The organism is Paenibacillus ginsengarvi (assembly GCF_003626695.1).
Classification (GTDB): Bacteria; Bacillota; Bacilli; order Paenibacillales; family NBRC-103111; genus Paenibacillus_AB; species Paenibacillus_AB ginsengarvi.
The window spans coordinates 213,622-232,581 of sequence record NZ_RBAH01000009.1 but is presented as its reverse complement, the minus strand read 5'-3'; the positions used below and the strand labels follow the sequence as shown (position 1 = coordinate 232,581).

The 18,960-nt window shown below is 55.2% G+C and carries 17 protein-coding genes and 1 riboswitch; of the genes, 5 read left to right on the top strand and 12 right to left on the bottom strand.

Translation table 11 applies throughout. From position 1 onward, the window contains the following. Positions 1 to 294: 294 nt before the first annotated feature. Positions 295 to 1,065, top strand: coding sequence for a molybdate ABC transporter substrate-binding protein (gene modA / locus D7M11_RS14915; protein ID WP_240041118.1), 771 nt, complete (start codon positions 295 to 297; stop codon positions 1,063 to 1,065). A gap of 80 nt (positions 1,066 to 1,145) precedes the next feature. Here modA and D7M11_RS14910 read toward each other — a convergent pair whose 3' ends face one another. The 3 genes from D7M11_RS14910 to D7M11_RS14900 all read right to left on the bottom strand — a co-directional run bounded on the left by D7M11_RS14910 (position 1,146) and on the right by D7M11_RS14900 (position 6,278). Beyond that, complete coding sequence (locus D7M11_RS14910) at positions 1,146 to 2,069, bottom strand: DUF6612 family protein (RefSeq protein WP_120748023.1); 924 nt, start codon at positions 2,067 to 2,069, stop codon at positions 1,146 to 1,148. 156 nt (positions 2,070 to 2,225) lie between these two features. After that, on the bottom strand, positions 2,226 to 4,874 hold the full coding sequence (locus D7M11_RS14905) for a glycoside hydrolase family 20 zincin-like fold domain-containing protein (protein WP_158606611.1): 2,649 nt from the start codon (positions 4,872 to 4,874) through the stop codon (positions 2,226 to 2,228). Positions 4,875 to 4,967: 93 nt separating this feature from the next. Then, entirely contained in the window at positions 4,968 to 6,278 is a 1,311-nt protein-coding gene (locus D7M11_RS14900; protein WP_120748021.1) for an ABC transporter substrate-binding protein, read from the bottom strand. 181 nt (positions 6,279 to 6,459) lie between these two features. Between D7M11_RS14900 and D7M11_RS14895 the strand changes: the two genes are divergently transcribed. Beyond that, a complete protein-coding gene (locus D7M11_RS14895; protein WP_240041117.1) occupies positions 6,460 to 9,411 on the top strand; it encodes a DEAD/DEAH box helicase in 2,952 nt (983 codons plus the stop codon). Positions 9,412 to 9,466: 55 nt separating this feature from the next. Here the strand turns inward: D7M11_RS14895 and D7M11_RS14890 are convergent, their stop codons facing one another. Continuing rightward, positions 9,467 to 9,769, bottom strand: coding sequence for a DUF6509 family protein (locus D7M11_RS14890; protein WP_120748019.1), 303 nt, complete (start codon positions 9,767 to 9,769; stop codon positions 9,467 to 9,469). 189 nt (positions 9,770 to 9,958) lie between these two features. On the opposite strand from D7M11_RS14890, the gene D7M11_RS14885 reads away from it, so the two are divergent. Continuing rightward, positions 9,959 to 10,330, top strand: a complete 372-nt coding sequence (locus tag D7M11_RS14885; protein WP_120748018.1) for a hypothetical protein — start codon at positions 9,959 to 9,961, stop codon at positions 10,328 to 10,330. Next, positions 10,317 to 10,784 (top strand): type II toxin-antitoxin system VapC family toxin, encoded by a 468-nt coding sequence (locus D7M11_RS14880; RefSeq protein ID WP_120748017.1) that lies wholly within the window; start codon positions 10,317 to 10,319, stop codon positions 10,782 to 10,784. The genes D7M11_RS14885 and D7M11_RS14880 overlap by 14 nt, the downstream gene beginning before the upstream one ends. A gap of 64 nt (positions 10,785 to 10,848) precedes the next feature. Here D7M11_RS14880 and D7M11_RS14875 read toward each other — a convergent pair whose 3' ends face one another. The 3 genes from D7M11_RS14875 to D7M11_RS36405 form a co-directional block, all read right to left on the bottom strand. Then, positions 10,849 to 11,481: a TVP38/TMEM64 family protein gene (locus D7M11_RS14875; RefSeq protein ID WP_120748016.1), complete on the bottom strand. Its 633-nt coding sequence runs from the start codon at positions 11,479 to 11,481 to the stop codon at positions 10,849 to 10,851. Positions 11,482 to 11,598: 117 nt separating this feature from the next. After that, positions 11,599 to 12,159: an SLOG family protein gene (locus D7M11_RS14870; protein WP_120748015.1), complete on the bottom strand. Its 561-nt coding sequence runs from the start codon at positions 12,157 to 12,159 to the stop codon at positions 11,599 to 11,601. Positions 12,160 to 12,279: 120 nt separating this feature from the next. After that, a complete protein-coding gene (locus D7M11_RS36405) occupies positions 12,280 to 12,447 on the bottom strand; it encodes a hypothetical protein (protein WP_158606610.1) in 168 nt (55 codons plus the stop codon). A 96-nt stretch (positions 12,448 to 12,543) separates the two neighbouring features. Continuing rightward, positions 12,544 to 12,695: riboswitch (cyclic di-AMP (ydaO/yuaA leader) on the bottom strand. 155 nt (positions 12,696 to 12,850) lie between these two features. Between D7M11_RS36405 and D7M11_RS14865 the strand changes: the two genes are divergently transcribed. Then, complete coding sequence (locus D7M11_RS14865; protein ID WP_120748014.1) at positions 12,851 to 14,014, top strand: serine hydrolase domain-containing protein; 1,164 nt, start codon at positions 12,851 to 12,853, stop codon at positions 14,012 to 14,014. A 44-nt stretch (positions 14,015 to 14,058) separates the two neighbouring features. On the opposite strand, the gene D7M11_RS14860 is transcribed toward D7M11_RS14865, so the two are convergent. From D7M11_RS14860 to D7M11_RS14840, 5 genes are all read right to left on the bottom strand, one after another. Continuing rightward, positions 14,059 to 14,514, bottom strand: coding sequence for a hypothetical protein (locus D7M11_RS14860; RefSeq protein WP_120748013.1), 456 nt, complete (start codon positions 14,512 to 14,514; stop codon positions 14,059 to 14,061). Between the two features lie 75 nt (positions 14,515 to 14,589). After that, positions 14,590 to 15,063: a GyrI-like domain-containing protein gene (locus D7M11_RS14855; RefSeq protein ID WP_120748012.1), complete on the bottom strand. Its 474-nt coding sequence runs from the start codon at positions 15,061 to 15,063 to the stop codon at positions 14,590 to 14,592. Between the two features lie 42 nt (positions 15,064 to 15,105). Continuing rightward, positions 15,106 to 16,161 (bottom strand): hypothetical protein, encoded by a 1,056-nt coding sequence (locus D7M11_RS14850; protein WP_120748011.1) that lies wholly within the window; start codon positions 16,159 to 16,161, stop codon positions 15,106 to 15,108. Positions 16,162 to 16,176: 15 nt separating this feature from the next. Continuing rightward, positions 16,177 to 17,172 (bottom strand): hypothetical protein, encoded by a 996-nt coding sequence (locus D7M11_RS14845; RefSeq protein ID WP_120748010.1) that lies wholly within the window; start codon positions 17,170 to 17,172, stop codon positions 16,177 to 16,179. Next, positions 17,169 to 18,857 carry an RNA polymerase sigma factor gene (locus D7M11_RS14840; RefSeq protein ID WP_120748009.1) on the bottom strand — a complete coding sequence of 563 codons (1,689 nt, stop codon included), beginning with the start codon at positions 18,855 to 18,857 and terminating at the stop codon, positions 17,169 to 17,171. Before D7M11_RS14840 ends, D7M11_RS14845 begins: the two co-directional genes overlap by 4 nt. Positions 18,858 to 18,960: the final 103 nt, after the last annotated feature.

Sequence of the window (18,960 nt, the reverse complement as noted above, 5' to 3'; positions counted from 1 at the left end):
GGTACGTTACTATGCTTGTCTGGGTGCGGGCTTGTCCATTCCCCATCGGCGGGCATATGGAGCGGAAGCTGGATGTGCTGGCTAAGCGAAGGTGTGAGGGGTTTGGATACTATCATTTTGGCAGATTACCCGGATAATGGAAAGCGCTTTAAATAGACCATAAATCGAGCTTCTCTATTCTACCAAGGTCAGGCTATCCTATAATGGATAAGAAAGTTTAATAAAATGACCTTCCATCCTGCAACTTCAGAGGTGAATCCGGTGTCTGTACGTTTTAATCGCAACTTCACCTGCATGTTCGTTGTTCTGGTACTAATTCTGACAACGGGATGTACGAAAAATCAGGCCGCCGAATCGGCCCGGCAGACGATCGAATTAACCGTCTCGGCCGCCGCCAGTCTGACGGATGCGCTGAATGAAATCCAGAAGGTATACGGAGCAAAGCAGCCCGCAGTCAAGCTGAATTTTAACTATGGAGCCTCCGGGTCGCTCCAGCAGCAAATCGAGCAAGGAGCCCCTGCCGATCTGTTCTTGTCCGCCGCACCGAAAAATATGAATGCGCTTGTGGAGAAGCAGTTGGTGGACACAAATAAACAGCGCACGGTGCTCGGCAACGAGCTGGTCGTCGTCGTCCCGGCGGACGGAAACCTTCCGCTAGCCGGTCTGAACGACTTGACGAAAGCGGAAGTGAAGCGCGTTGCCGTCGGCATACCCGAAAGCGTGCCTGCCGGCAGCTACGCCAAGGAATCGCTCCTCGCAGCCAAGCTGTGGGATACGCTGCAAACGAAGACGGTGCAAGGCAAGGACGTCAGGCAAGTGCTGCAATACGTCGAAACCGGAAACGCCGATGCCGGATTCGTGTACCGAACCGACGCGTTAACGTCGAAGAAGGTCAAGATCGCCTTCGCCGTCGATGCCAAATCGTATAGTCCCATTGAGTATCCATTCGGTGTCGTCAAAGCTACCAAACATCCCAAGGAAGCCGAGGCGCTTTATACCTACCTTCATTCAAAAGAAGCACTCGACGTGTTCGCCAAATACGGCTTCTCCCAGCCGAAGCGCTAAGCATCCCAAAAAACCCCGAGCGGCCATTCGCGGCCAATCGGGGTTTTTGTCCATAGAGGGGGAACAAGCGAAGACGGAGCTTAATTCGCAGCTCCGACCGCTTTCGCTTCGAGCGCTTCTTTCGGCAGCGCGATTTCCTTAATGCCGTTATGGTTGCTGTACGTGCCGTCTATATTTTGCACGAGTCGCATTTTTTGTCCTTGGATGTCCATCTCGAGATCCATGTTAACTTTCATGCTTTTCGGGTACTGCGTTTTCTTGTCGACCGTGAAAGTGTAGTCGACGCTCGTGATTTTGATCGCGGACATATTTTGTTCAAGCAATTTTTCCATATTCGGATTGCTGTTCATATAGCTTTTCATTTCGTTTTTGATAAACTCATTGAACTTGTCGCCGCCGGCCGTCAGCTTTACCGTGTAATCGTCGCCGCTTTCGGTCAGAACGAAATCGTTGAGGAATGGCTTCAGCTTCTCCAATTGCTTGGACGGGTCGAGCTGGTCGCTGGACACCGCGCTCAGCATCAGATCCGACTGCTCCTTCGGCAGCTTCATCCATTGCCCCGTCGTCGGCTCCTTCATGAAAAAGCCGTCCTTCGTCATGTACGACTCCATCTTGATATCCTGCCCAAGCATATTCATCGACATCGTTTGCTTGAACGACATCTGCGGCTTCATCACAACATCCATTGCGATGACGGACTGCATATCCGTTTTGTTCCCCGCTTGCTCCATCGTTTGCTTCATATTCATATTCGTCGTGAAGCTATCCAGCTTGGACGCCGCTTCCATCGTCTTCTGGATGACATCCGAGGCGTTCGCCTTCTTCGGCTGATCGGCCGGCTTGGCCGTCTCCGGTGCCTTGACGGCCGTTTCCGTGCCGACAGGCGACGATACAGGCGCAGCGCCGCTGCCTTCCGGTTTCTGGCCGCATGCGGCCAGCACGAGCAGGCTTGCGGCTAGAACGGCAACCGCCCCCGTTTGCAGCCATTTGTTACGTTTTTTCATATGTTTCTCCTCCTATCCGCTAGTGGATTTTACCATAAGGTTACAATTGGCCATAAGGGGCTTTCGTCCTAATTGCCAATCGGGATCGTTCCATTCGTTAGCAAAAGCAAAACCCCGTCATGATGACGGGGCTAAGCCAAAAACGTGTCCTCAAATCTACCTGGCGGCCATAGGCTCGGCCGTTTCCGCTTGCAACTGATCGCGAACGTACAGGCAGTTCCATACCTTTTCCTGCAATTGCTGCGCCGTATAAAAGTAATGATTGCTCGCCTCGAAGCCAATGCGCGAATCGCGTCGAATAAGCGCGAATAGCGATTTGGCGATTGCCAGCTCCTCTTCCACTATCGCCAGCAAGCTCCGGCGTTCCTTGTCGCGTACGGCGGCGCTTTTCGCCTTCAGCATCCGGTCGCGGCAACGCACGAAAGCGATCTGCAAATACGTGCTGCGAAAATGGTAATACGCGCCTTCTGCCGCGTTCATGAGGTCCTCAAACGCCCGCTCCGCTCCGGCTGGCACATGGCGGCGCGCCTTGCCGAGCTTGACAATACCTTTCTTCCAGCCGAGCGATAGCTTCCTGAACTGGGCGGCGAACTTATTCTCCGGGTAGATCGAACGCCACCGCTTCAAATCGTCGTACGGAAACCCGATCATCGTGGCCTGGTAGCCGGTTGGCTCCAAATAGAGCAGGTTGGACGGCCCGAAATTTTGCGGCGCCGTATAGGCAACGCCGATCTGAAACGGAAATTCCCGGAACGCCTGGCTGAACAAGCTGGTCGCCTCCGCAATCGCGCCTCCCGCATGTTCACCGAATTTGGCCCGAAGCCGGGGCGCCTTTCCCCTTTCCAGAGCAGTCTGCTGCCCGTCAGCGGTTTCCGAAGTCGTATCCCAGTAATATTCGGAAGCCAGCTCCAGACTTAGCGACGGATAACCGCCGAGCGTCCAGCTCAGCATCAAACCGCTAATGCCAGATTGCTCCAGATTCGACAAATGCTCCTCGACCAGGTCAAAGACCGGCAGGAACGGGACCGCCGAGCATTCCCACGTGTTGTTCAGCTGCACTTTGGCTGCCGTCGCCAAACCTCTAGCGGCCGCTGCACTCCAGTTATGACGCGCCCGCTCGCCGGGTCCGACGATCGAGATCGAATAGTCGGATACGGAGCCGGGCACGCCCGCCACATTCGTCGGCATCCGGTCCTCGCTGTTGCTCATGAGACGAACGCCGTCCGGCAGTAGCGATATCGCATGGGCCACTTCTTCTTCGGACCAGGTCCAGCCCCACGTCCAGCAAACGATGCGGGCATCCGGCTTCGCGCTGAAGGCGCCTTCGGCGATGCAGCGGTTCACCTCCGCAATCACCTCCGCCCTCGGCCGCTGGCTGCAGCGCGGGCATTCCGTCTTGCCGCCGGGCGCATGGGAGTAGCAGTTCGTCAAATTTTCCGACATCGTAATCGTGAACAACCCGGCGAGTCCGGGCACCTCACGGAACAACCGCGCCGTGCTCTCCCAGAGATACTGCTGCACTTCCGGCCGCGAAGTGCAGCGCGACGCCATTAGGCCCATATGCGTATGGCCTTTCCAGTCCGGCCTCGTATCGTAGAACGGCAAAGGCATCGCCCGCGGTTCATTGTAGTACAAGTAAACGCCGATCCCGTAATCCGCCGCGCGCTCCGTCAGCTTGCGCAGTCCTTCCAGCCGCTTCTCCCAGCCGTCCGACAGCTCGGGAGCTTCTTCCCACGGAATGAGATTGTACAGCACGCTTTGCAGCCATATTCCGTTCACGCCGATGTCCGACAACCTCTCGAGCAGATCGTCCGGGTACGGGTCGAGCTCCGGGTCGATCAGCGGATCGCCGTAAACGGCGAAAAAAGAATAGATGTACCGCAGATCGATCTTCGTAAGGCGTTCTGTCCGACCCAGCCGCACAAACGGACCGCCCCGCTCGTCCATCTGCCGCTCCAGCCATTGCAAGCCTCGCAGCAGTCCCGGCTCGTCGACCGACTCGATGCGGATGCGGTGAGGCGTCACCTCGATGCGATGGCTTTCCCCGAGCAAGCTCGAGTCGGGTACGATGTGCAGACTGATTTCCGTGTCATCGCCGCTTGCCGCCGCATCCTCCTGCGTCGCAGGCGAAATGCCCCACTTACGCTCCAAACGTTTCGCAAATCGTTCGACAAACGACTTGGCATGCCGATACTCCTCCGGGCGGGCCACGCGATATCGCGGACCTAGCGTCACCTCGTCCGTTTGCGCTTGCCGAACATTAGCTGCTTGCGGAAGGGAGCCGCTCTCGCCTTGCCCGAACTTGCCGAGAAAAGCAAACGGCTCCTCGTATGGCCCGCCGGTTTGATCACCCTCCGGAAAATGAGCGTTCAGCTGCTCCCGGAGCCGGCGCGTCAATTCTTTCTCCGAAGCGGTAAGCGGACGATAGTGTACTTCTTCGGTTTGCGGTTTGAGCGCGCCGAGCTTGATCCATAGAAAATCGTCCTCCTTCAGCGCAAAGGCGAGCTGCTCCTCGGTCCAACCCAGCAGCTCAAGCAGCTGCCCGTACGGGAGCAGATGCCAGTTGGCGCGGATGATCGTAATATAGCCTCTCGTCATCCAGAGCGGATCTGCGTCCGTTTCTGTGGGGAAGCCCATCTCCTGCGCAAGCTCCCTTACGGTCGCCGCCGAAGTTTGCAGCACGGCTGCGATACGCTCCGCCGGAACAAGCCCCCAATTCCGCCCTACTACTGCCTGCAAACGCGTCGGGAAATGCGGAAAAGCAAGCGCCGTTTTCCCTTTATGATCCTGATACAATTCCAGCATCGTTGGTCCTCCCGTTTCCGAGCCTTTTATAGGACTCTTTATCATCGCCTTCCTACATTCTATATAATACATAATATTGGGTCGAATGGGTATTTATTTTTTGTCCATCAGCTGCTGATCGATTTGATCGGCCATTTCCGTCAGCGCCGCCAGCGCCTCGGCAACCGATTGCGAGGCTACGAGCCGTTTCTCCGAGATGGAGACGGAAGCAAGCGCCGCATTTTTGTAGACAGCCGGCTTGATTCCCGCGCTTAATTCGCCGATGAATACGCTTAAAGCCGGATCGCGCTGCTGCCCCGTTTTTTGGGCGGCGGCTTTCGACGTCAGCAGTTCCTGCTGGCCCCAGTCTTTTTGGAAAGCGCTGTCACTATTCAATATAACGTCCTTCACAAACTTCCATGCCGCCTCCTTTTGCTTCGAGCCGGACAAGATGGACATCGTGCTGAAATACAGGGCGTTGGCGCGCGTTCCTTTCTCCATATGCGGCAAAGGAGCGACTCCGATCTTGCTCATCAGGCCCGGGTTCGCGCCGAGCAATGAATAGTTGACCGGCTGGCCGATCGCCATGCCGACATTTTGATTGCTAAGCTCGTTGTAGATCTGGGCGCCGCCGGAGGAAACGACCTTGCTCGCTTTGCTCGAATTCATATGATAGAGCAGCAGCCCCACCGCATCGGTTACCGGCTTGCTGTTCAGATAACCGCTCAACCGGTTCCCCTCCGGGGAGACGATGCTTTGTCCGCTGCTCTGCGCGAGCGATTCGAACAATTGCAGGTCGAACGGGATGGCGCTGCCGTACGTCTCTTTTCCGGTTACCGTATTGCCGGCCTTAAGCTTGATCGCCGCGTTGAAAAACTGCTCCCACGTCCAGTCGCCCTTCGGCTGCGGAACGCCGGCTTTATCGAACCAATCTTTGTTGAAATAAACGGCCAAAGGCTCCGGCGCCATCGGGATGCCGATCAGCTTTCCTTTGACGGTAGCCATGGCGGTGAGCGACTCGTACAGATCGTCGGTTGTTAACTTATCGGCCTTGAACATCGGCAGCAGGTCGGCCAGCGCCCCCTGCTCGATCAACAGCGGATCGAAGCCTCCAAACAGGAGATCGGCGGACTTGTCGCTTTTCAGCCGCTCCTGGACCGCCGGTGCGAACCCTTTGGGGGCCGCCAGCTTCTCGATCGTGACCTTCACCCCGGGAACCGCTTGCTCGTACAGCTTCGCCTGTTTCTCGAGCTCCGCGATCCGGTTTTTGACAGTTGCGGAAGTCCCGTCCTGCATAAGAATCGTAAGCTCCTTCTGCTCCGTAGCCGCAGGCTTGCCGCCGGTTTCCTTGCCGGCCGGCCACGAACAGCCTGCCAGCGATATGGCCGCTGCCAGCAACACGCTTACAGATGCGACGCGTTTCATTCTATCCACCCCTGTTCCATATATTACCTTTAACTTAGCAGATTGACAGGCTGTCTACAACTATATTCGTTTGCGAGCTGGAACACGAACATACTTTCGTTTCTCCACTTCCACGGAACCGCCAATGTTTGTTATCATAGGGGTATGTCGCTTCTTAGGCCGTACCAGAAAGGATCTGTTTATGAGCTACCCTCCTGCCGCCAGGTCCGGCGGCGAACTGAGACTGACCGAAAGCGTGCTGAAGCTGTTCGAAGGCAAGCCGAGTCTGCCCAGCGGCACTCGACCGCTGTTCGAGCATCGCAAATTGCTTGATGTCGAATTTACAATAACCCCTTATCCATACGGATTTCGCAAAACAATGTTCGCGGCGGAGCTGAAGCTAGGCCCGAAACGGCTGTACGGCGTACCGAAGCTGCGGGAACTGCTGGACAGCATCGAGCGCGGCAAGCCTTACCCGCTCACCAGACATTTCGCATACGACCCGGCTGAACATACGTTTCGGCCGGAGGATGACGCCTTGCTGCGTCTGCTCGCCCGAATGGTTCGCGACGAGAGCCTGTACGCCGAAGCATCCAGCCCTTATACGCTCCAGGGCCATTCGCGCAGCCGGCACTACGAGCGAATGCTGCCGATTCCGCCGGTACACTGGGAGTCGTTCTCCCGGCTTGCCTCAGCCGCCGCCCAAGTGACGATCGAGCTGCAAAGTGGAACTTACAGCGGCATCAGCTACTCCGCAGAACCCCTACCGCTCCGCTTCGAGTTCAACCGCGACGATTCGGACGGATACCGGCTGGAACTGGCAGGCTACGACCAGCTTGAGATTATGGAGCCATACGGGCTTGTAGCTGCCGAAGGAAAACTGTACATGCTGCCTGACGAGCATTGCGGCCGTCTGGTCCATCTGCTGCATATGGTCGAATCGTCGGGCCAGAGCTCCATCCGCATCGCCCGCGAGCAAATGGAGCCGTTTATGGAAACCGTTATTCCGGGTCTCCTGAAGCTGGGCCATGTCGCGATCGCTCCGGCCGTTGCCGACCGGATCATGCAAGCGCCGCTGCGCGCCAAGCTGTATTTGGACCGCGTCAGAGACAAGCTGCTGGCCGGGCTCGAATTTCAATATGGCGATATCGTCTTTGATCCGCTTGCGGAAAACGTCCACTCGCGAGGCGAGGAGCGCATTCTGATGCGCGACAGAGAGCGGGAGAGCCGCATCCTGGAGCTGATGGAGCAGCCCGATAATGCGAAGACGGAGGGCGGCTATATATACAGCGGCGAAGAAGCCGAATACGATTTTTTGTACCACGCGGTTCCCGAGCTGGAGAAGCTGCTGAACGTATACGCCACATCCGCCGTAAAGGAAAGAATCATTCCGGTAAACCCCGAACCGAAAATAACGGTGAACGTAGACGAGCGGACGGAATGGCTGCATATCGGATTTGCAATCGACGGCATACGCGAGGCGGATATTCGCGGCGTGCTGAAAGCGCTGGAGGAGAGACGAAGGTATTACCGGATGCCAAGCGGCGCTCTGCTCCCGATGGAAGGCGAGTCGTTCCAGGAGCTGGTCCGTTTTATGAACGAAGTCGGCGTCCGTTCGGCGGATGTCGCGGGAGCGTCCGTTCGTTTGCCGGCCGTTCGCGGTTTGCGCCTGATCGATGCCGGGCAGCCGGGCAGCGTCGTCAAGCTGGGCAAACCGCTTCGCCAGCTTCTCGACAGTCTGCGCAATCCCGACCCTCTCGAGTATGAGCTGCCGGACCATTTGTCTGGTATTCTTCGCGACTACCAGAAGTATGGATACGGGTGGATGAGAACGGTCGCCCATTACCGGTTCGGCGGCATCTTGGCCGACGACATGGGGCTTGGCAAAACGGTGCAGAGCATCGCCTTTCTCGTCTCCATGCTGCCGGACATTCGAAGCCGTAGACAACCCGCGCTGATCGTCGCTCCCGCTTCCCTTGTGTACAACTGGCAAAACGAATTGCACAAATTCGCGCCAGGTGTTCGCGCCGTCATCGCGGACGGCACCAAGCCGGAACGGGAAAAATTGATCCGCGATGCGGGCCAGGCGGACGTTATCATTACTTCTTATCCGCTGCTGCGCAAGGATATTGCTTCCTATGCCGGTCAGGAGTACCACACACTGCTTCTTGATGAGGCCCAGGCGTTCAAAAACTATACGACACAGACGGCTCAGGCAGTCAAGCGGCTTCGCGCCGACTATCGCTTCGCTCTCACTGGAACGCCTATCGAAAACTCGCTGGAAGAGTTATGGTCGATCTTCGAGGCCGTCTTCCCGGGATTATTTCCCGCACGGAAGGCGTTCGGCGAAATGCCGCGGGAAACGATCGCGAAGCGGATACGCCCGTTTATGCTGCGCCGGGTCAAGGGCGATGTGCTGAAGGAACTGCCGGACAAGATCGAGACGCTGCAAACGTCGGAGCTGCTGACGGAGCAGAAAAAGCTGTACCTCGCCTATTTGGCCAAGCTGCGTCACGAGACGGTCAAACATCTGAACGAGGAAAGCTTTTACCGCAACCGGATCCAAATATTGGCCGGCCTCACCCGCCTGCGCCAGCTTTGCTGCCATCCAGCCCTGTTCGTCGAAGGGTACACGGGAAGCTCAGGCAAATTCGAGCAGCTTTTGGACATCGTGGAAGAATGCCGGAGTTCGGGCAGGCGGGCCTTGATCTTCTCCCAATTTACCGAGATGCTGTCGCTGATCGCGCGGGAATTCGGCGCCGCCGGCATCCCGTTCTTCTACCTGGACGGTCAAACTCCGGCCGCCGAACGCGTGCAGCTGTGCAGCCGGTTTAATGAAGGCGAGAAAGAAATGTTTCTCATCTCGCTAAAGGCCGGCGGTACCGGGCTGAACTTGACCGGCGCCGATACGGTCATCCTGTACGATCTGTGGTGGAATCCGGCTGTCGAGCAGCAAGCGGCGGACCGAGCGCACCGGATCGGGCAGAAGAAGGTCGTGCACCTCATTCGTCTGTTATCGCAAGGGACCGTCGAGGAGAAAATGTTCGAGCTTCAGCAGAAGAAACAAAACTTGATCGACGAAATGATCGAGCCGGGTCACGAAGCGCTGTCGTCGCTGACGGAGCAGGATATCCGGGAGCTGCTGTCGATTTAATAAAAAAGCCTTGTCCCGAACTTCATCAGGGCAAGGCTTTCTCCATGTCGCTTTCTTATTCGTCTTCGTCCGCTTCCTTATAGTGCTCCCGGCAGAACGCCTCCACGAACTGAAGCTCCTCTTCTTCCAGGTCATAATCCCAATATTTGTTCGTAATCCGTTCCAAAAGCTCGTATTTCACGATGCCGCTAGTGCCCTCTTCATCTTTAAAAACAACGCGCACGCACAGCCCGTTCTCGGTATAAAGCTCGTCTTCCTCGTCTACTTCGACATCGATTCTGAATTCGTAGCGGTTTCCGGTCAAAATGCCGAAATGGTCGCGAATGCGTTCCACGGTGTAAGACGTAATGTCCAGCATGAGACAAATCATCCTTTGCGAATTGATCCTTTCATTATATAGGAGGAACGATGCGCTTCACAACACCGGCCGCTTGCGTTAAAAGATGACAAAAGTCGCGTCAGCACCCTGAAAATGGGCAGCCGGACCGAAAGCTATGGGGAAAAAGATAGAAATTTGTAAATGAGCGCGCAGTGGAAGGTGAGACCTATGAATAGAAATGGACCTAAGCAGGGTTGGCAAGATCAAATTAAAAAGTGGAAAGATGCGGCGTCGCAGTTCATCTCGAACGAGGAGCGCGACAACGATGCCGAGCCGAACGAATACGCTTCGGTCATCGAGCTGGAACCTGAATATTACGAGCGCTGCCGGCAGCTGGCCGAAATTCGCGGCACAAGCGTCAACGCCGTCGTTCATTACATGCTGGGACAGCAGTTTGCCTTACAGAGCAAGGAACGGAAGCTCAAGTCGAACATCGGTCAGATCGAGAGCAACCCTCTGCTTGCGCTGGACGGATTGACTGGCCGCAAGACGAGCCGGGACAGCCGGGAACAGGAGGCGATCGGCCATGAATTCGCATGACACCGCTTTTGCCGCTGGTTCGGTGTTCGTAGAGCAATCGGCCTGGATGGCGTTTATGAATCCCGATGACCCCTACTACTTGCAGGCGCGCACCGCATTTTACGAAATGCACGATTTGGAGCGCCATCTGTCGACGACCAACTCCGTCATTTTCGAGACGCACCGTTGGCTTCGTGACGAGTTCGATTACGCCGACGCACAGCTATTTCTGAACACGGTCGAGAAGGCGGTCCAGCAAAACGTGCTGACGATCATTCCGAGCGGACCCGAGTTGGAAACCGAGGCCAAGCGGCTGCTGCTCGAATACCCGGATTGCCGGTTTTCCTTGAACGAAGCGCTAAACGCCGTCGTCCTGCTGCATTACCGGTTGAAGCGCCTCTTTACGTTTAACCCGAACTACTCGTTTCTTACCCGTGTTGACCGTGAAATCAAAGTGTTTCCGTCTACATGGTAAATATTGCAGCAAAAAGCCGGCCGCTCGTTACAAGCTGCCGGCTTCTTCCGTCATGCCCCATGCTTTAGCCTTGAATTTGGTGCTCGTTCGTCTCGTCCGGCACGTCGTGTTTGACAAATTTGGCTTCGATCTTTCGGCTAATCAGCAAGGAAATTACAATAAAGGCCACAATATAAAGCAGCTGCAGCGGATTTTCGATATACCGCGAAAGATCGTAGCCGATATAGGAAACGATAAAAATCATAATGGCTTTGCCAAGCGATACGGCCAGCGCAAACGAACGAAACGACATGCCGGCGAGTCCTGCGGCCATATTAACCGCCACAAAGGGGCCGACCGGAAACAGACTGAGTACGAACACGTAACTAAACGCATTGCGCCGAACCCAGAGCATTCCTCTCTGCACCTTCGGCTTGCGGGCCATGCGCTGCAAATACGGATGTCCAGCAATTTTCCTGACGATCGCGAACGTAAGCAAGCACCCGCACACCATGCCGATCCATGAATACAAAAACCCGAGCCATAGCCCGTATACAGCGGCGTTAACGCCGACGATGAGCAAGGTCGGCAAAGGCGGAACGAACGATTTCAGAAACGTCAGCAGCATGCCCGGCAGCGGGCCGTATGACCGAAACTGCTCCAGCCATAGTTTCAATTGGTCCTCGGTTAACGTCGAGAGAAAATCTGCGATCCCCATACCATTCACCTATTCTGTTATCATTACTACTTATAGTATACGCTAGCGGCTGTTCAAGCAATACGCCGGGGGGTATGACCCCTTCCTTCAAGTACGCTCTCCCGTTTGCGGTGCGTGTCAAGATTCTAAACCCGAGTAAGCTTCATCGTCCGCTATGGCCTGCACTTCGTCAGCTCCGATGCCGATATAACGGTAGCCGTCGCGAAGCTGTTTGTCCAGCGCCTTCATCTTGTAAAATCGGGGGCTGGCTTCGCCGCGGTCCTCATCGTAAAACAGCAAAATGCCGTCCGATTTGCGAAGCAGCAGCTCGTCCCTCGCCTTCAGCTGCCATACGCCTTCATAGGGCTGCTGGCTAACTGTCCCGTAGTAGTCCAGCCGGCTAACGATATCGCGGAATTTTTGCTGCTTCTCTTCCTTCCACTTTTCCTCGGGGTTTTGGTATGCGGTTATAATCGAGCATTTGAGCTGCGGGTATTCATTTTGAAGCTCAAACGCCACTTCGCAAGCCCACAAATCGACTCCGTACTGCCCGGGCGTAATGACCCACTCCAAGCCTTCTTCGAGGAGCGGAATGAGCTTCGCCGAGATCGCCTTCTTAATATACCCGATTCCTTTATGTTTCTCGTCAAAAATTTGCAGCTCGTGGGCCCGGTAACCGGTGACCAATATCGTTTTCATGGATAAACCCTTTCTTCTGCTGCGTCTCGTCCTAGCTACAACTATAGCGGATTCGACCAATCGAGCACAATCGCAGGCAAAAGAAAAATCCGCTCGTCGAGCGGATTTTTCCGTTTCCGGTTAATCGGAAACGACATAATATTTTTTACCGTAAAGCTTCGACACGCCTTCGTCGTTTATTCGATCCCTGTTCCGGTGCGCCAAGGTTTGGATGTACTCGTAAGCCTTTTTCTGATCGCTTGCATTCAACTTGTCGAACAACGTAACCATTTTTTCCTTTTGAACCATTTGGATCTCCTCCTCTCGAAATTGACAAAACATTGCGGAGGCGGGGGATAAGAAATCACAAAAAACACAAGGCTAGACCTTGCGTTTACAACGAATCTATCCTCCCCACATTCGCTTACGAGGTTAGCTGACGGATTCGGGCGGTGAGAAATCGCCCTACGAAGCGCACTTGCATGCGTTTCGATTCACCCCATAAAAACTTGGTTCCCCCGCTTCTCTTCAAAAAGAAAATTCAGCGACAACAACAAGTATTAGGTTTAAATAGTAGTATACTATCGATGCATGTTTTTGTAAACTGTTTTTTTTGATTTTACTTCCCGTTTGTTTTGAACAAACATTTCCCTTTCCGAATGCATCGAAAGTATGCTACCATCGATTTACATTTATTGGAGGAGTTGAACGAATGGAGCTTGTTACAGGCAGGCCGGAGGAAGCCGGGATGTGCCCGCAGCGCATCAAGCGAATGGAAAATCTTGTGCAGGGCTGGGCAGCTAGCGGGGTATCGCAAGCCTTCTCAATCGTTGTAGCAAGGAAAGGAATCGTGGTCAGCGAGCAAACATACGGAAGCGCATCTTTCGAGCCCGACGCGCCGCCACTCACCGCCGAAACTTTATTTCCGCTGGCCTCGATAACGAAACCGATTACGGCAACCGCAGCCATGATCCTCGTCGAGATGGGGCTGCTCTGTTTAACATTCCCGGTTTCCTACTATATTCCCGAATTTGTCGGCGAAGGCAAGCAAAACGTAAAAGTTCATCACCTAATGACGCATACGTCCGGACTGCGCAATGCGGATGTATATGAGCATTCGAAGCTTAAGGAAGGTACGGTGGAAATTCCGCCTGCGGAGCCGAACCAGCATCCCGGCCTCCACCGAAGATTATATCTCGGCTATGACACGCCGCTGTGGAAGCCGCCGGGAACCGAGATGTCTTATTGCGGCTACGGCGTCGAGCTGCTTGGCGAAATCATTCGCAGGGTCAGCGGGCAGACGCTGGAGTCGTTTTGCAAAGAGCATATATTCGAACCTATCGGCATGAATCATACCTACTTCGTCGTACCGGAATCGCTTCAGCATACGGTTATACGCCGGGAGGAGCACTTGCCAGGCGGTAAATGGTATCATACGCCGGAAGCGATGTCGAATCCGTCGGCCGCCGGCGGCGCTTATTCCACGGCGAAGGATATTGCGAAGTTCGGCCAGATGTTCCTGAACAAAGGCAAATACGGGGATAAACGTATACTGAGCCTGGCATCGGTAACGGAGATGATTCGCGATCAAGCGCCGCATGTATCTTCCACCTACGGCTCGCAGTTTTTTATAGATGCCTCCTACGGCTACTGCTGGCCGGTCAACAATACGAAACGGGACAGCGGCGACTTGTTCTCCCCGCAGGCGATCGTTTGCGGCGGGGCGGGCGGCGTGAACATTACGGTCGATCCGTACTACGAAACGGTACAAGTCATCTTCTCAATCGACAGCAAACAAAATGACGGGTACGGGATCTGGTTCCCCTCGATGAATCTGTTCAACAACGCCATCATCGCCTCGATTGAGGAGCTTTAGCGCCGTTAACGAAAACCGGCAGCAATTCCGCTGCCGGCTCTTCGTCAAACCTGAATATGGGAGCCGGGGCTCCTTTTCTTCTCCAAATAGCGTTTTGCAAGCATGATCAGGACGGGAAAAACGCCGCCTGCGATAAAAGTGGCATACAGAAACGGCATCTTCCAGGGCAGATCGCCGTAATATCGCATTTCTCGTGCAATCTCCACCTGTCTCGGCATCGTGATCAGAACGAGCACCATCAAAATAACCGATATCGTTACCCTGTATTTCGGCGCAGTCACACAAGCGACATAGATCGAAAAGATGTAACAGAACGATTGATCGTACAAATGCCGCAAAATAAACTCCAATTGCAGATTATTGTACGATATAGGTTCAAAGATCATCCGAAATACGAATAACCGAAAAAACACCCGAGCCACAATATAACTAAGCACGAACATGGGTATAACCATCACCCATTTCAAAACCGTTATCCCGTCCATCTTAGACTGCTGCATCCGTCCGCCCCTCCCCCAGAACACCTTGTTACTTGCTTCTATTATGTAGGGAGATTTTGGAATTATCAAGCGAATTTATAGTTCCATTACAACCGGCACATATATTTCCATTTCGCTTTCCTCCGCATCGGGATGGAAACGCCGATCGTACAGCTCGACTACGAAAGAGGTTTTATCTTCTCTCCCTTTGCGAGCCCGTATGTATTCATGAATGTTGCTATACCCTTTGCCGATACCGGCAATCGGGCCACGGTACACGACCGCCGCAAACCACTGATCGCGAATCTCTATATACTCGAGTCCGTTTGGCAAACGATCGGGCTTCATCATCATAACGCCAACCGCAAAACGCTCTTGTCGATCGGGATGGACGGCTTCCTCCGACATGGCATACACGATCAGCTCGGTATTGCATTCGCCAGACAACTCGTTTTTATACGCCTCGAATGCGGCTCGGGCAGCGGGAACCGCAACCGGATATTCCTTGAACGTGCAGCTTCTGCGAAGTCCGACGATTCCGAATGATTTTTGGATAAGCTGGCTGGACATATCCGTTCACCTACTTCTTCAGGTTATATGTACAAAACCGGTTCAAAGCTTGTCGCGAATCTGCTCGAGCATGTCATACCCGCCCGCCTCCAGCGATTCAAGCCGATTTAGCCGCTCCAGCGCCTCCCTGCGGCGATCGGGGTCCGTTAACAGCTCGCGTGGCTGCATCCACGGAAACATGCCGCTGAGTGCGCGGTATTCGTCCTTGATACGACCGTATTGGTCTGCCGCTTCTCGAAACAATTCCGTCAGCGCTCCGCCGATCCGCTCGCCCGCTTCCTTCCAGAACAGAAACGCGTAATGCCTGCTTTCATGGAACAGATCAAGGTAATAGCCCATGTAGAAGCATTCGATCGTTTCGCTCTGCACATGTTCTTTCCACTTGCGTATCGCCGCTGTTCCGCTGTAAAAGCGTCGTCCTCCCCATTCGTACGAAGCGCGGGCGGAGTGGCGCAGCGCGAAGTCGAGCGCCGTCCGTATCGCAGTTTTGTCGTCGGCGGGCTCGGTCTTCTCCGCCCAGTGCAGCGAGACGAGCAGCCCGTCATCCCGCTCCTCAGCCTGCGAAGGACTGCCTATAGCCGGACTGCCTGATCGCTGCCGCGCGCAGGAGAAACATGGGCAAAAGCTTTTCCCGAGCATGTTCCACGGAATTGCCTGCTCCGCCCCCTCGTGTCCGCTGCCGCTATGCCACGAATGCGTGTAGTAGCCCGTTTCATCGTAACCGTACACGACCGAGGTTTCGTTCCCGATATCCAGATCTTTGGCGAATACCGGCAACCCCCGATCGAGCGCAGCTCTCGCCGCTTGCCATGCATCCGCTTGAAGACGCGGAAACGATTCTTGGTCCGCAAACGTATGCAAGCCGTTTATCTTCAGTCCGAGCAGACGCGCCGCCTCGTACGACTCCGCCTCCGGCTCTCCTGTATTTGGCGCGCGCATTCCCTCATCAACGACAGATAGGAAAGCATTTCCGGTGATGCCGTACGTCCATGCCGCCGAAACGGGTATATCCCAGTATTCGAGACACGAGCGAATAGCGCCGACATGGGATTTATGAAACCCCGTGAAGCGAAGACGTTCCAGACTTACTTTTGTCATCGGACACCAACCCCCTCACGCCCCGCTGCATGCATTCAATTCCCGGACAACGTCGCGAAAAGCTGCTATCGCGGCTTCGTCGTACGCTTTTGCTTCCTCCAGCAGCCTGGCGGCCTCGCTACGGCGTTCGGTATCCTCAATCAGCCCTCTCGGCTGCTCCCACGGGAACAGGCGATAAACGTGATGGAATTGATCCCGCACCGCGCCGAAATGCCCGATTGCACGGTCCAGAGAAGGCGGAGCGTCGCCCGCAAGCCGCTGCTTCGCTTCGAGCAAAAACTTGTAGCCGTTCGACCGGCACGTATCCCATTCATGCGTATGATACGCAAAATACCATCCGTCCACGGTTCCCTTGCGCAGCTCGCTCACCCACAGATCGTAGGCGCTTGACGCGACGCGGGTTTGCGGGCCGGTCCGTTTCCCCTCCGCAAATTCGACCGTAAGCTGCAAAGCTTCCATCACCGTCCGCCTGTCATCCTCTTCTCTTCCGTCCGGCTTCATCCAATACACGTCGATAAGCCCGTCCCGCTCGCCGAGTGTTTGCTTCTGAATCTGTTTCGTGCCATGCCAGCAGCTGACGATATAGGCATCGTCCGCTTCCGCATAGCCTTGTACGACGCTTGTTTCGCCGTAGTCGAAATAGAAACCGCGGCCGAAGACCGGCACCCCCGCGTCAACTGCTTCGCGTACCGCTTGCCACGTTTCTTCTCGCAAACGTTCCAGTTCCTCGCCTGCCGCCGTAACACTGAATCCTTCCACCCGGACACCCAGATTGTTCAGGAGCGCTACGATTCGCTCGTGCGGCAGCTCGTCCAGTATCGGCGCTTCATTCACCCGCTCGCCTACCCGGAACAGGAACGGGATGGCTATGGCACCGTACAGCCAGGGCGTGTGCGGGTACTCTTTGCCCCAATATTTCAAACAGGCGCTATAAGCGTTCACATTGGACAAGTTGCTGCGAGCGCCGTTATACACATATCCTTCGAGCACTTTATCGGTTGGCATAATCATAGGGTTCCCTCCACTTCTGATGTTGCAGCGATTAATTCGAGGCAGCGGAGCAGGCGTTTGAGCTCCAATACTCCCGCTTCTTCCTCGTTTTTGGCCTGTAAGAGCAGCCGTATGGCGGTTTGGGAGACGGACGGATCGTTCGGGGCTCCGCTTTGCGGAAAAGGGAATAACCGCTCCAGCTCCATCAAAACTGCGGCAACAGCGCTATACTTCTCCGCAGCCTCTGCCGCCATCGAGACCGACGTATCGTATCCCGCTTTTGCCCATTGACCCGCCAGCCCTTCGAGAAACGCTGCCGCGTGCGTTCTTGCATCTCTCAAAACCCGGATCGTATAGGCATTGCCCAGAGGTTGAACGGTTCGGTTCCGGAACGCCTCTATCCAGCAATCGTAAGCGGTCAGCCCGCACACGTATCCGACGAAGGTCCGTTCTCCATAAGCGTGCCGGACCGCCATGCGAAGTGCGTTTAACACCGCTTCCCACGGCAAGAGTTCACAGCTCCCAGTGACGGCGAGAACGAACAGTCCCCCGGATATTCCTTTGCCAAGCTGATCGTACGGGATCGACTTGCGCGCTTTGGCATCCTCGGCATGAAGCAGTTGTTCGCGGTCATCATAACCGCTAATGATGCCGAATTCCGGGGAGAACAGATCCCATGCGGCAACCGGGATGCCCGCCACGACGGATTTTCTTATTAGCGAGATTCCTTTATGCAGCATAAACGGGCTTGGAGGAACCCCGCCGTCGCCGGCATGCTCGCTTTCCAGACCAAGATTCAGCAGTCCGTCGTGAAAAACCGGCTCCCAGAAATACATCGACGGCCCGGACACATCGATGCACTCCGCCTCGACGGTTAAACGAAACGCTTGACTCGTGAGACCCATAACCTCGGTTAAGCTGTACGGCTTCGCTTGCGTGTACGGCAGCAGTGCATAAACGGCTCCCGCGAACGACGTTCCGCACCGTTTCCACTCTTGTGACTTTCGCCTCAAAACAGTCGATACGGACGCGCGCTCCGGCAGCCCCGGCTCCAGCGTTTCCCGCAAATAGTCCCGATACCGCTCGCGGCTGCGCTCGATCTTCACCTTGCTGCGAACCCGGCTTAACGACTGATACACATTATCCGCCGACGTGCCGAACAATAACGCGATCTCGGACGGCGACAGCTGACGGAAAAAGTAAGCTTCGAATACAGCCCGCTCCTTCCCGGTCAAGCAGCGCAGCAGCTGCCGGATCGTCTCCAAAAATTCCTTCTGGGCCAGCAGTGCGGACGGATCGCCCCCGCGCCCGCCGTCCCGTTCCCGGGAGCCGCACATATAGTACAAAATACTGTCCAAGTCCGCCCAATCGACTTCCGACGACACTGTGGCGGAGCCGATCAACGCGGTGAACGTTCGTTCCTTTCCGGAAAACTCCCCTTTTCGCAGCTTCATGAGCGCCTCATTGCGAACGATCCGGTGAAGCCACGGCAGAAACCGGTTCATGTCCGCCAGCGTTCCGAGATGCAGGAAAGCCCGCAGCAGCGCCTCCTGCACGATATCTTCCGCCAAAAACGGATCGCGCGCCACGCTGCGCGCCCAATCGTACGCCTTCGAACGATGTCTGCGCACCAGCTCGCCGAACGCTTCCCCGTCGCCGCCGCGCGCCCGTTCGATCAAGTCGCCGTCGGTTGCCTCATGCTCCATGAATAACCTCCTTTCCTCCTAATAGATGCATCATCGGGATTTTTTCTGAGCTTTTTGCGGTCGCTTACAAATAAATTTCGAAAAAATGCAAAAAGACACAAAC

Bases quoted from the DNA above. Each gene is read 5' to 3' on its own strand.
- D7M11_RS14865 (WP_120748014.1), top strand. From the start codon at position 12,851: ATGGAGCTTGTTACAGGCAGGCCGGAGGAAGCCGGGATGTGCCCGCAG.
- D7M11_RS14900 (WP_120748021.1), bottom strand. From the start codon at position 6,278: ATGAAACGCGTCGCATCTGTAAGCGTGTTGCTGGCAGCGGCCATATCG.
- D7M11_RS14890 (WP_120748019.1), bottom strand. From the start codon at position 9,769: ATGCTGGACATTACGTCTTACACCGTGGAACGCATTCGCGACCATTTC.
- D7M11_RS14860 (WP_120748013.1), bottom strand. From the start codon at position 14,514: ATGCAGCAGTCTAAGATGGACGGGATAACGGTTTTGAAATGGGTGATG.
- D7M11_RS14905 (WP_158606611.1), bottom strand. From the start codon at position 4,874: ATGCTGGAATTGTATCAGGATCATAAAGGGAAAACGGCGCTTGCTTTT.
- modA (WP_240041118.1), top strand. From the start codon at position 295: ATGTTCGTTGTTCTGGTACTAATTCTGACAACGGGATGTACGAAAAAT.
- D7M11_RS14840 (WP_120748009.1), bottom strand. From the start codon at position 18,857: ATGGAGCATGAGGCAACCGACGGCGACTTGATCGAACGGGCGCGCGGC.
- D7M11_RS14855 (WP_120748012.1), bottom strand. From the start codon at position 15,063: ATGTCCAGCCAGCTTATCCAAAAATCATTCGGAATCGTCGGACTTCGC.
- D7M11_RS14885 (WP_120748018.1), top strand. From the start codon at position 9,959: ATGAATAGAAATGGACCTAAGCAGGGTTGGCAAGATCAAATTAAAAAG.
- D7M11_RS14850 (WP_120748011.1), bottom strand. From the start codon at position 16,161: ATGACAAAAGTAAGTCTGGAACGTCTTCGCTTCACGGGGTTTCATAAA.
- D7M11_RS14870 (WP_120748015.1), bottom strand. From the start codon at position 12,159: ATGAAAACGATATTGGTCACCGGTTACCGGGCCCACGAGCTGCAAATT.
- D7M11_RS14880 (WP_120748017.1), top strand. From the start codon at position 10,317: ATGAATTCGCATGACACCGCTTTTGCCGCTGGTTCGGTGTTCGTAGAG.
- D7M11_RS14875 (WP_120748016.1), bottom strand. From the start codon at position 11,481: ATGGGGATCGCAGATTTTCTCTCGACGTTAACCGAGGACCAATTGAAA.
- D7M11_RS14895 (WP_240041117.1), top strand. From the start codon at position 6,460: ATGAGCTACCCTCCTGCCGCCAGGTCCGGCGGCGAACTGAGACTGACC.
- D7M11_RS14910 (WP_120748023.1), bottom strand. From the start codon at position 2,069: ATGAAAAAACGTAACAAATGGCTGCAAACGGGGGCGGTTGCCGTTCTA.
- D7M11_RS14845 (WP_120748010.1), bottom strand. From the start codon at position 17,172: ATGATTATGCCAACCGATAAAGTGCTCGAAGGATATGTGTATAACGGC.
- D7M11_RS36405 (WP_158606610.1), bottom strand. From the start codon at position 12,447: ATGGTTCAAAAGGAAAAAATGGTTACGTTGTTCGACAAGTTGAATGCA.